We start from the raw sequence: 12,065 nt of genomic DNA on the forward strand, positions 1-12,065 counted from the left end.
GCCACCCGCAGGGGTGGCTCTTTTGATTTGTATGACCGGCACAGGAACAGAGGCCGCAAAAACGAAAAGGGATGCTTCCGAAGAAGCATCCCTTTCCTCTCTTTTCGGGGAAAAAACGGACGGCGGCTAGGCGTTGGCAGCCTTGAGCATTTCTTCCACCATGGCAAGGCTGGTCGCGTTCCGGGCATCCATGCCGCACAGACCGCGCACAGCCAGCATCAGCAGGGTAATGGGCATGCGCACTTCAGCTTTGCCGTTATGGATGATGCAGGTCTGGTCCTGCACCTTCAGGCGATAAGCCCGGCGGCTGTGTTCTTCCGCCCCGGTGCGCATGATGTAGTAGATCTGGTCCTTGTTCTCCGTCACATACAGCTTCTGGCGGCACAGCACGCCATGCTCCTCGTCATACCAGGAACACTCGGAGGAAAGGCTTCCACGAAAGCGCATGTCCTCGCCATTATCGTGCTTGAGGCTGATATTTTCCAGCGTATCCTGCATGGCACCCTCCCCTTGAGCTGCAGCGTGACGGCAGCCACAGCGACAAAGCAGCAAGGCCAGCACGACACCGGCTGACCCTAGCATCGCAAGAAAAGCTTTGTCAATCCCGCCTCCCGGCGGCTCCAGCCCGTCATTTGCGGGGATCGGGCAGCTCCATGCCCAGGAAGCGGGCATAGCAGCGGGCCACGGCCGATTCGGGATCCATGAGCCCCAGACTGGCCCCGGAAGGCGCGGGGACCTCTTCCTTCGGACGCCCGGCGGAGCGCTCCAGCACCGGGCTGGGCGCATCCAGATCCTGATGGTCCAGCATCAGGGAGACCTTCACCGCCGTGAAGAAATCCTCCTGCAGGAACTCATTGACCCGGCGCACGATCTCCGGCCCCATATAATAGAGCTCCTGCAGCAGCACGGCGTCTTCGGCGCCGATGAGCAGCTTGTCGTCATGGTGGCCCAGCGGACGGGCCAATGGCGCCAGATCCGGCCCCAGCACGGCATCCCAGCTGCGCCACAAGCGGCTCAGCTTCGCCTGCTCCGGGGACGCGCCCAGAGAGATGAAGACCTTTTCCAGCACGCTCCCTGTCCGTGCCGGGCCGTGCCATTCCTCGAAGCGGGCCTCGTGCCCGGGTTCGGTGCTGCGCCGCCGCGTGATCCACGTCCGCGGGCGCGGGGCCTCCGCTGCGTCGGCCTGTGCCTTCTTTGCTGTCCGGCGTTTCCTTCCGCCCGTATCCGTCGGCGGCGGCAGCACGACCAGCGAGTCTTTGCGCCGTGCCGCCCGGTCTTCCTCCGCTTCCAGCCCGGCATCGAAACGGGCCTGCATGTCCGCGGCCCACTGCCGGAACGCGGCCTCACGCCGCCCCATGCCTGTCCCGGAAGACGGTGCAGGACGAGGAGCCCCGGCCACAGGGGACGCTGCGGGCCGGACAGTCCCGTTTGCCTCCCCTTCTGCGCGGTGTCCGGCAGATGCGGAAGAAACAGCCCCCGGTACGGGAGCAGGGCTTCCCTCCGGCATACGCGCATCGCCGGGTGCGGCTGGTGACGCTCCTCCCTTCTCTCCGGCCAGCGGCACGGAAGCGTTCCCGCTGCCGGCTACCGGCGCTGCTGTCGTGCCGCCCCCACGGCGGCGCCTGGGTGAGCTTTTGCCCTCTGCAGGTGTGGCTTCGGGGGCGGGAGCAACAGGAGCCGCCGCAGCAAAGGGGGCCGCTGCCGGTACGGGCTCAGGAAAAGAAGCGGCCGGGACCGTCTCCGTACCACGGGCAGCCGTCCGGGCGGACGACGCTTCCCTATCCGGAGGAGCGGGAAAATCATCCCAGTCATCGTCCCCGGGCAGCACCACCAGACCGCCGCCCGATGACGACAGGCCGTATTCCGCAGCCAGACGATCCGCTTCGGCAGCCAGTGCCGCCGCATCCATGGGACGTTCCGCAGGCTGTCGCTCCGGTACCAACGCTGTGGTCGGACCGGCTTCCCCCGCGGATGCGGGAGTGGTCGCAACAGCCTTCTTGCGACCGCGCCCGCCGGAAGTGGAGGCACGCCCGGCACGGGAGACGGCTCTCCGCCCTGCGGCAGGCTGGGGCAGCCCCGCATCAGGCACAGCGGCCTCCGCATCAGCTGCATGCCGGACAGCGAAAGATCCCTCTGACGGTGGGGCCATCTGTGCGACAGCCTCGGCCACGGGAACCGGCCCGTCCTCGGCCACAGGCGCAGCCTTCGGACTGCCCGCACGACGACGTTTGGGGGAGCTTTTTGCCGCCGCAGGTGTGGCTTCGGGGGCGGGGGCAACAGGAGCCGCCGCAGCGAAGGGCGCCGCTGACGGTACGGATTCAGGAAAAGCAACGGCCGGGACCGTCTCCGTACCACGGGCCGCCGTCCGGGCGGACGACGCTTCCCTATCCGGAGGAGCGGGAAAATCATCCCAGTCGTCCCCGGGCAGCACCACCAGACCGCCGCCCGATGACGACAGGCCGTATTCCGCAGCCAGACGATCCGCTTCGGCAGCCAGTGCCGCCGCATCCATGGGACGTTCCGCAGGCTGTTGTTCCGGTACCGGCGCTGTGGTCGGACCGGCTTCCCCCGCGGATGCGGGAGCGGTCGCAGCAGCCTTCTTGCGGCCGCGCCCACCGGAAGTGGGGGCACGCCCGGCACGGGAGACGGCTCTACGCCGTGCGCCGGAGTGAGGCTGATCCTCTCCCGGTACGGATGCTGCCGCCTCCACAGCGGACTGGCCAGCAGAAGGCTTCACTACCGGTGGTGAAGCCTCCTGTGCGACAGACCCGAACGCGGGAGCCGGCTCGGTAGCGGGAACTGCCCCGGTATCGGTCACCGGCGCGGCCTTCGTGCCGCTCGCACGACGACGCCGGGCAGTCGTCTTTTTCGGAGGGATGGCAGGTCCCGGCGGTACCGTGGCCGCGGCCGTGTCGGCGGGCGGGATCACCGGAGGGATTTCCGGGAGCGCGGCTTTGGTGGCGGCAACGCCCTGCGATGCATCTTCCTGTAGGACGGCGTCCGCCGCTTCCCGGGGAGCCCTGTCCGGCGCAGATCTCTTTTTCCGCCCGCCGTTCCGCTCGCGGGAAGACGCCGAGCCTGCCGCCTGCCGTTCCTCAAGGCCATCCGCCGATGCCTTTTCGGCCGGCGGTTCTCCCTGCGTCGCCTTTTTCCCCTTCCCGGCCGTCTTTTCCGAGCGCGCCGGAGACGGCTCAAGACCACAGGCCTCCAGCAACGAGAGGGCCGTGGCCGTGATGACGGTCACCCGCTTGCGCGACAACCGTCTTTTTGTCTCCTCCCCGGCAGCGGAAGGCCGGTCGGGGGCAGCATCGGAAGGTGAGGACATGGAACTCCTTGACTATATCCAGATAGGCTGATATTTGCATCAAGCAAATTTGATACATAGATCGCAGGCGCGCCCGGCGCGCCGTACAGGGGCACGCATGGCACTGGTATATTTCAAGGCACTTTCAGACGAGACCCGTCTGCGACTGGTGCATATCTTGCTGCATTACGAACTCTCGGTCAACGAGCTGGTGCGCATCCTCGGCATGGGGCAGTCCCGCGTCTCGCGCCACCTCAAGATCCTGACCGAAGCGGGCCTGCTGACCTCGCGCCGGGACGGCCTGTGGGTCTTCTATGCCGCCACGCGCTGCGGCGAGGCCAGCGACTTTTTGCAGGCCATGGGGCCCTTTTTGCATACGGACACGGCCATGCGCGAGGATCTGGCCATGGCGGCCCAGATCCTGGAGGAACGCGCCCTCAAGACGCGCCAGTTCTTCAACGCCATCGCCGAGGACTGGGACGAGCTCAACCGCGAAGTGCTGGAAGATTTCGACCTGCCCGCCGCCGTGCTGGCCGCCGTGCCCGAGGGCTGCCGCGTGGCCGTGGACCTGGGCTGCGGCACCGGCGCGGTGCTGGAGCGCCTGCTGCCCGCCAGCCGGAGCCTCATCGGCGTGGACGGCTCGGCCCGCATGCTGGAGATGTGCCGCCGCCGCTTCAACCCCGTGGATCTGGCCAACGAGAACCGCATCTCCCTGCGCATCGGCGAGCTGGATCACCTGCCCCTGCGTGACCAGGAAGCGGACTTCGCCTGCATCAACCTTGTCCTGCACCACCTGTCCGACCCCGGCGAGGGCCTGCGCGAGATCCGCCGCAGCCTGACCACGGGCGGGCACCTGTTCGTGGCCGATTTCCTCCAGCACCACGACGAGACCATGCGCAGCCGCTACGGCGACCGCTGGCTGGGCTTCGACGAAGAGCGCCTGCAGGAACGCCTGCGCCAGGCCGGTTTCGAAGTCCTGTCCTGTACGCGGCAGGCCGTGGGCCGCGGCCTGTTTCTGCTGCTGGTGCAGGCACGCGCCTGTTAGGGATATTTTCGGGGGGAAGGCCCCCCGTGCCCCATCTTCCCCCAAACGTGCTCCATTCAGGAAAGCCTGCCCCCGATGGGGAGCGGCGCACCTGTCCCGGGGGGATATGGCCCGGAAAAGGCACACAAGATTTCCCGCGCGGCCTTACCGAAGGCTGCGCACCATCCCCGAACAGGGGACAACGACCATGCCGCAGACCGCCCTTTTGTGGAGCGGCCCAACATACTTCCTCAAGGAGAATGGAACGATGACCAAAGCCCTGGACCTTTCCCTGGCCTACAAAGTGGCCGACATGGCCCTGGCCGATTTCGGCAAGAAGGAAATGCAGCTCTCCGAGCGCGAGATGCCCGGCCTCATGGAGTGCATCCGCAAGTACGGTGACCAGAAGCCCCTCAAGGGCCTGCGCGTGACCGGCTCCCTGCACATGACCATCCAGACCGCCATGCTCATCAAGACCCTGCACGCCCTGGGCGCGGACATCCGCTGGGCCTCGTGCAACATCTTCTCCACCCAGGACCACGCCGCTGCCGCCATCGCCGAGCAGGGCATGGCCAAGGTCTTCGCCTGGAAGGGCGAGAGCCTGGAAGATTACTGGTGGTGCACCGAAATGGCCCTGACCTGGCCTGACGGCAAGGGGCCCGACCTGATCGTGGACGACGGCGGCGACGCCACCCTGATGATCCACAAGGGCGTGGAAGTGGAAAACGATCCCTCCCTGCTGGAAAAGACCTACGACAACAAGGAATTCCAGATCATCATGGATCGTCTGGCCCTGCGCTACAAGGAAGATTCCAACCACTGGCATGAAGTGGCCGCCAAGGTGAAGGGCGTCTCCGAAGAGACCACCACCGGCGTGCACCGCCTCTACCAGCTGGAAGCCGAAGGCAAGCTGCTCTTCCCGGCCATCAACGTCAACGACTCCGTGACCAAGTCTAAGTTCGACAACCTCTACGGCTGCCGTGAGTCCCTGGCCGACGGCATCAAGCGCGCCACCGACGTCATGGTGGCCGGCAAGGTCGTGGTCGTGGTGGGCTACGGCGACGTGGGCAAGGGCTGCGCCCAGTCCATGCGCGGCTTCGGCGCCCGCGTGCTGGTGACCGAGATCGACCCCATCTGCGCCCTGCAGGCCGCCATGGAAGGCTTTGAAGTCACCACCATGGAAGACGCCCTGGCCGAAGGCGACATCTACGTCACCTGCACCGGCAACCTGCGCGTCATCACCGGCGAACACATGGAAGGCATGAAGGACGAAGCCATCGTCTGCAACATCGGTCACTTCGACAACGAGATCGACATGCACTACCTGGAGTCCACCCCCGGCATCACCAAGCTGAACATCAAGCCCCAGGTGGACAAGTGGACCCTCAAGTCCGGCCGCAGCATCATCGTGCTGGCCGAAGGCCGCCTGGTGAACCTGGGCTGCGCCACCGGCCACGCCAGCTTCGTCATGTCCAACAGCTTCACCAACCAGACCCTGGCCCAGATCAAGCTGGCCAAGGGCGACCTGGAAAAGAAGGTCTACACCCTGCCCAAGGAACTGGACGAAGAAGTGGCCCGCCTGCACCTGGCCCGTCTGGGCGTCAAGCTGACCACCCTGACCCAGGAACAGGCCGACTACATCGGCGTGAAGGTCGAAGGCCCCTACAAGCCCGACCACTACCGCTACTAGGCCGCAGCGGGCCGTCGTCTTTGCCCGGGCCTCGCACCGGGACACGGACGGCAAGCAAAAATAAAAAAGGAGAGGCTCCTCAAGGAGCCTCTCCTTTTTGAAATAAAACGCGCCGGGAAGGGACGGGGCCGAAGGAGGCCGCACGCTCCCCGTTGCGATGGAAGCGATCACGGCAGCGGGAGCAGCCGCCTTTGAGGGAGGAGGAACTCCTTCGCTCAAAAATGCCGGTGCCTCAGGCCGTGTTGCTTAGGCCCTGGGCTTGCCATCCTCCACGACCACATCGGCGTCGGTCACGTCGTCCTTGCGGGGCGCGGCCGTATTCTTGGGCGCTTCGCCCAGGTCTTCGGGGTCCACGTCCACGATGTCCTCGGCAGGCGCGTCGCCCTTCTTTTCCCCGGCTTCGAGGGCCGCGGCATCGGCGGCGGCTTCCTCAGGCGTGTAGGCGGGGCCGGGCGGCAGGGCATAGCCGCCACCATCCACGGCCTGCAAGGGTTCGATGCCCCGGTTGAGGGGGATGCTGCCCTTGCTCACCAGCACGATGCCGGTCTTTTCCAGCACCTCGCGCCGGTAGGCGTATTCCTGCTCCATGCGGCGGTGGCGGTAGATGAGCAGCAGGCGCCCCAGATAACAGGCCGCCAGCAGGGCCGCGATGCTGCCCGCGATCCACGGGATGTAGGGCTTGAGTGCGGCACCAAAGGCCACCACGGCCGAGAACATGCCGTCCACGAAGACCAGGGCCGCGGCCAGCAGCAATATGCCCAGCAGGATGACCACAGTGGGCGCGTGTTGCACACAGGCGTAGAAATAGCGCAGCCGCTTGGGCACCATGCGTTCCGAGCCGGGCTTGCCGGGCTGGCGCTCCCGCTCCAGGGTGTTGGAGACCCAGAGGCCGGAAAGATGCACGATGAGCAGCAGCGCCACCGGAGCGGCCACAGCGCCGATGGCCCAGCCCAGGATGGGGAACTGGGCTTCGGGCGGGCCTCCGGCCAGCGACGGCTTGGCGTGCATGATGCCATAAAAGAAGGCGATACCGCCGATGATCAGCTCAAGGAAGAAGATCGCGATGAGCAGATAGATGATGGTGTCGCGATTCTCGCCCTTGTACCAGTGACGGATGGCCTCGTCCCTGCCGGCGTCGGCAGCGGCTCCGGTCTTGCCAGCGGCGGCACCGGCGGCTTTCTTGCCGGTCCCGGCGGCGCTGTTGCGCATTTCGGAAGCGTTGCTGGACGCAAAGGTGGATTCGTTATTTTTCATGTTCCCGAACATAGCCGGGCGGGGCAGCGGAGGCAAGAGCAAACCCTTGCCCCGGAAGCGCTTCTGGCTTAGTCTGCGCCAACAGGAGGACAGCATGCATATTCTCGTTACCGGAGCCGCGGGCTTCATCGGCTATCATCTCTGTGACCGTTTGCTGGCCCAGGGCCACACCGTGGTTGGCCTGGACAACCTCAACGACTACTACGACGTCCAGCTCAAGAAAGACCGTCTGGCTCAGCTGGAAGGCCGTCCCGGTTTCCGCTTCGTGCTGCAGGACATGGCCGAACGCGAAGCCATGAGCGCCCTGTTCGCGGCCGAAAAGTTCACCCATGTCATCAACATGGCGGCCCAGGCCGGTGTGCGCTACAGCCTCATCAATCCCATGGCCTATGTGGATTCCAACCTGGTGGGCTTTGCCAACCTGCTGGAAGGCTGCCGCCACAACGGCGTGCAGCACTTCGTCTTCGCGTCCTCCTCGTCGGTCTACGGGCTCAACACCAGCCAGCCCTTCTCGGAACACAACAACGTGGACCATCCCGTGAGCCTGTACGCGGCCACCAAGAAGAGCAACGAGCTCATGGCCCACTCCTACAGCCATCTGTACGGCCTGCCCTGCACGGGCCTGCGCTTCTTCACGGTCTACGGCCCCTGGGGCCGCCCGGACATGGCCCTGCAGCTCTTTGCCCACGCCATCATGAAGGACGAGCCCATCAAGGTGTTCAACGGCGGCCGCATGCGCCGCGACTTCACCTATATCGACGACATCGTGGAAGGCGTGGTGCGCCTGCTGCCCCTGGCGCCCAAGCCCGACCCGCAGTGGGATGCCGCCACCCCCGACCCGGCCACCAGTTCCGCGCCGTGGCGCATCTACAATATCGGCAACAACCAGACCGTGGAACTCAACGATTTCATCGCCGCCCTCGAAGAGGCGCTGGGCAAGAAGGCCATCCGTGACCTGCTGCCCATGCAGCCCGGCGATGTGGAAGCCACCTGGGCCAACATCGACGCTCTGTCGCAGGCCACGGGCTTTGCGCCCGTGACGCCCCTCAAGACCGGCATCGAGCGCTTTGTGGCCTGGTTCAAGGAATATTATTACGCATGAGTGACATCATCCTGCCCGCCCCTACCCCGGAACGCCCGGAGATCCTGGCCCCGGCCGGTGACGCCCAGTGCTTCACCGCGGCCCTGGCCGCCGGCGCCGACGCCGTGTACCTGGGCCTGAAGCACTTCTCGGCCCGTATGCAGGCCGAGAACTTCGGCCTTACCGACCTTTCGCGCCTCACCGACCTGGCCCACGAGGAACAGGCCCGCGTCTATGTGGCCATGAACGTGCTGGTCAAGCCGCAGGAGACCGCGGCGGCCTACCGTCTCATCCATCGTCTGGCCCGGCAGGTGCGCCCCGACGGCATCATCGTGCAGGATCTGGCCATGCTGGATCTGGCGCGGCAGGCCGGTTTCGAGGGCGAGATCAACCTCTCCACCCTGGCCAACATCACGCACCCGCAGGGCCTGCAGACCGCCAAGGACCTGGGCGCCAGCCGCGTCATCCTGCCGCGCGAGCTCTCCATCGACGAGATCCGCGCCATGGGCGAGGCCTGTCCCGAAGGGCTGGATCTGGAATGCTTCGTCCACGGCGCGCTGTGCTACTGCGTGTCGGGGCGCTGCTACTGGTCCAGCTACATGGGCGGCAAGAGCGGCCTGCGCGGCCGCTGCGTGCAGCCCTGCCGCCGCGTCTACCGTCAGGGCGGCGCCGCTGCCGCAGCCATGGCCAAACAGGCCGAACAGCAGGCCCGCGAACAGGGCCGCAACGGTCGTGACGGCGGCCGCGACATGCGCCGTCCCCGGCCCCAGCGCAGCAATCCCGGCAAGGGACGCGACGGCCGCTTCTTCTCCTGTCTTGACCTTTCGCTGGACGTGCTGGCCAAGACCCTGCTGCACATCCCGCATCTGGTCTCGTGGAAGATCGAAGGCCGCAAGAAAGGCCCGCACTACGTCTATCACGTGGTCACGGCCTATCGCATGCTGCGCGACAATCCCGGCGACCCGCAGGCCCGCAAGGACGCCGAGGCCATCCTCGAGATGGCGCTGGGCCGTCCCGGCAGCCGTGCCCGCTTCCTGCCGCACAAGGACAACCTCATCCCCACCGACCCGTCGGGGCAGACCAGCTCCGGCCTGCTGGCGGGCAAGATCAATGTGACGCCCGAAGGCCAGGTGCTGCTCAAGCCCCATTTCGAGCTGCTGCCGCAGGACTATCTGCGCGTGGGCGTGGAAGACGAACGCTGGCACGCCACCCTGCCCGTGACGCGCCGCACGCCCAAGGCGGGCACCCTGATGCTGCGCCTGCCCAAGCACAAGACGCCCAAGGCGGGCACGCCGGTCTTCCTCATCGACCGCCGCGAGCCCGAGCTGATGCAGATCCTCAGGGAGTGGCAGGCCCGGCTCGACCGCATGCCCACCCGGCCCAGCAAGGCCGTGGAGAGCGAGCCCCGTCTGCCCCGGCCCGTCAGGCCCGCGCCCCGGCCCGAGATGGTGGTGCGCGCCAGCATGCCGCAGGGCCGCGAGACCCGCGGCTGCCGCAGCCAGAACACCGGTCTGTGGCTCTCGCCGCGCACGGCCGAGATCTCGCGTACCATCGCTCCGCGCATCTGCTGGTGGCTGCCGCCCGTCATCTGGCCCGAAGAGGAAGAGGCCATCCGCCGCCGTCTGGCCCACTTGACCCGCGAAGGCGCGCGCCACTTCGTCTGCAACGCCCCCTGGCAGCGTGACCTGTTCCCGGCGGAACTGCTGGCCCGCATGAACGACGAGCCCGAGGATCCCAAGCACAGCGATGCCCTCGACCTGCTGGCCGGGCCCTTCTGCAACGTGGCCAATGCCGCCGCGCTGGGCGTGCTGGCCGACATGGGCTTCAAGGGCGCGTACATCAGCCCCGAACTGCCCGCCGACGACATCCTGGCCCTGCCCCGCCAGAGCCCGCTGCCGCTGGGCATGGTGCTGGGCGGCTTCTGGCCCGTGGGCATCAGCCGCTTCGGCCTGCTGGGCATCAAGCCCAACGAGCCGTTCATGAGCCCCAAGGGCGAGGTCTTCTGGGCCCGCCAGTACGGCGGCAATGTCTGGCTCTATCCCGGCTGGCCCCTGGATCTCACCGCCAAGCGGCAGGAGCTCCAGCAGGCAGGCTACAGCTTCTTCGCCCGCCTGGAAGAGAACCCGCCCTCCAGTCTGCCCGAGATGCGGCGCCAAGGCCTGTTCAACTGGGACGGCGCCCTGCTGTAACATATCAAAATAAACGGAAAAACGGGGGAGGGAGCCCCTTTATCCTTGCTATCGATGCCCGTCGCCAACGGGCACGGCCTGCGGCCGCCTTCGGTCGCTGCTGGCGGCAAAAAGGGGGTCCCTCCCCCGTACCCCCTTCTTCCCCAAACCCCGCACACAGGAAAGGCAAACGGCATTGCCCACGGGGATACCGTCTGTGCCCAAAAATATTCGATAATGCCAATGGAAATGGCTCCGGCACGTTTTCCGGTACTGTCTCCCGCGCAACCGTAAAGCATCACAGGGCCATGCCGCAGGCATGGCCCTGTTTTTTCATGTAACCGCCCTTTCAGGTGGGGAAGCTTTTCCATGTTTCGCGGAAATTCACCGGAAGGCAGTCCGCGAGCGCCATGTCCGTTGCAACAGGACGAACCGCGGCATCGCCCACAGCGCCCTCCTCCCCTCCAGCAAGCCGCCATCACCACCGTACGCCCATGAACGATACCGCCATCACGACCGCCCGTGCCCTCTTCCCCCGGGGCCTGCACCAGCCGCAGGACAGCTACCGTTTCGGCGCGGACGCCCTGCTGCTGGCGGCCTTCGCGGCGAAAAGCCTTGCCTCCCTGCCGGGAACGCCCCCCCGGAAGGTGGCGGAGCTTGGCAGCGGCTGCGGTGCGGCCCTGCTGGGCCTGTGCCTGTATCTCTCGTCCGGCACGGCGGAAATGCCGGAGCACTGCCATCAGGCAGACGCGCTGCCCCGCCAATGCCCCGGCACGCAGCCTTCAGAAGCACCATCCGCTGCCGCTGGCGGGCAGCCGGTGGGAGAAGGCCGCGGAGGACACAACGCCCCTCACCTGCACGCTCTGGGGCTGGAGCAGGACACGGCCTTATGCGCTGCGGCCACGGCAAACGCCCGCCTTCTGGGGCTGGAAGATGTGTGCCGCTTCCGGCAGGGCGACCTTGCCGACACGCATTTTTTGCGGGACTGCGGCGAAAATGCCTTCCATCTCGTCCTGGCCAACCCGCCCTATGCGCTGACGGGCAGCGGCCGACCCTCGGCCAATGCCCGGCGCGACGCCGCCCTGCGCGGCCCCGCCTCTCTGCACGACGGCCCGCACGCCCGCCAGCGGCGGCCCGCCCCCAAGCCTGGCGCGTCTGATCCGCTGGCCGTGTTCTGCCATGCGGCCCGGCGCCTGCTGCGCCATCACGGTCTGTTCTGCTGTATCTTCCCGGCGGAGGACCTGTCCCGCCTGCTCTCCACACTGGAGCGGGAGCGTCTGGGCTGCCGCCGCATCCTGCCCCTCTGCCCCCGCGCCGGAGAAGCCGCCAAACGGGTGCTGGTGCTGGCGCGCAAGGACGCTGCCGCCCAATGCCGGCTGGAAGCTCCCCTGCCCCTGCACGACGGACAGTGCTGGAGCCGCGGGGCCCTTGCCTTCTGCCCCTGGCTGGGCGCGGGCCACGAGGAAAAAAGATAGCGCCCTCCCATCCCTGAAAACAGGGAGCCACGACGGCCAGCGGCCCGGCGTCGCAATGGCAGCCACCCG

The 12,065-nt window shown here is 66.7% G+C and carries 8 protein-coding genes; 5 read left to right on the forward strand and 3 right to left on the reverse strand.

Annotated elements, in window-relative coordinates; genetic code table 11:
• Positions 1-126: 126 nt before the first annotated feature.
• Both ACQRAG_RS06335 and ACQRAG_RS06340 read right to left on the reverse strand, forming a co-directional pair.
• Positions 127-498, reverse strand: a complete 372-nt coding sequence (locus ACQRAG_RS06335) for a hypothetical protein (protein ID WP_168935577.1) — start codon at positions 496-498, stop codon at positions 127-129.
• Positions 499-628: 130 nt separating this feature from the next.
• Positions 629-1,357, reverse strand: a complete 729-nt coding sequence (locus tag ACQRAG_RS06340) for a DUF721 domain-containing protein (RefSeq protein WP_297139432.1) — start codon at positions 1,355-1,357, stop codon at positions 629-631.
• A 2,065-nt stretch (positions 1,358-3,422) separates the two neighbouring features.
• Between ACQRAG_RS06340 and ACQRAG_RS06345 the strand changes: the two genes are divergently transcribed.
• Both ACQRAG_RS06345 and ahcY read left to right on the forward strand, forming a co-directional pair.
• Entirely contained in the window at positions 3,423-4,349 is a 927-nt protein-coding gene (locus tag ACQRAG_RS06345; protein ID WP_204626364.1) for an ArsR/SmtB family transcription factor, read from the forward strand.
• A gap of 247 nt (positions 4,350-4,596) precedes the next feature.
• Positions 4,597-6,018 (forward strand): adenosylhomocysteinase, encoded by a 1,422-nt coding sequence (gene ahcY, locus ACQRAG_RS06350; RefSeq protein WP_427803798.1) that lies wholly within the window; start codon positions 4,597-4,599, stop codon positions 6,016-6,018.
• A gap of 246 nt (positions 6,019-6,264) precedes the next feature.
• Here ahcY and ACQRAG_RS06355 read toward each other — a convergent pair whose 3' ends face one another.
• A complete protein-coding gene (locus ACQRAG_RS06355) occupies positions 6,265-7,272 on the reverse strand; it encodes a hypothetical protein (protein ID WP_168935581.1) in 1,008 nt (335 codons plus the stop codon).
• A 94-nt stretch (positions 7,273-7,366) separates the two neighbouring features.
• Between ACQRAG_RS06355 and ACQRAG_RS06360 the strand changes: the two genes are divergently transcribed.
• The 3 genes from ACQRAG_RS06360 (at position 7,367) to ACQRAG_RS06370 (ending at position 11,996) form a co-directional block, all read left to right on the forward strand.
• The gene (locus ACQRAG_RS06360) at positions 7,367-8,374 is read left to right on the forward strand and encodes an NAD-dependent epimerase (RefSeq protein WP_204626365.1); all 1,008 of its coding nucleotides are present in this window, start codon (positions 7,367-7,369) and stop codon (positions 8,372-8,374) included.
• Entirely contained in the window at positions 8,371-10,542 is a 2,172-nt protein-coding gene (locus tag ACQRAG_RS06365) for a peptidase U32 family protein (protein ID WP_168935583.1), read from the forward strand. Before ACQRAG_RS06360 ends, ACQRAG_RS06365 begins: the two co-directional genes overlap by 4 nt.
• Positions 10,543-11,015: 473 nt before the next feature.
• On the forward strand, positions 11,016-11,996 hold the full coding sequence (locus tag ACQRAG_RS06370) for a methyltransferase (protein ID WP_427803799.1): 981 nt from the start codon (positions 11,016-11,018) through the stop codon (positions 11,994-11,996).
• Positions 11,997-12,065: the final 69 nt, after the last annotated feature.

It is taken from the genome of Desulfovibrio sp. SGI.230 (assembly GCF_050313065.1).
Taxonomy (GTDB): Bacteria; Desulfobacterota; Desulfovibrionia; order Desulfovibrionales; family Desulfovibrionaceae; genus Desulfovibrio.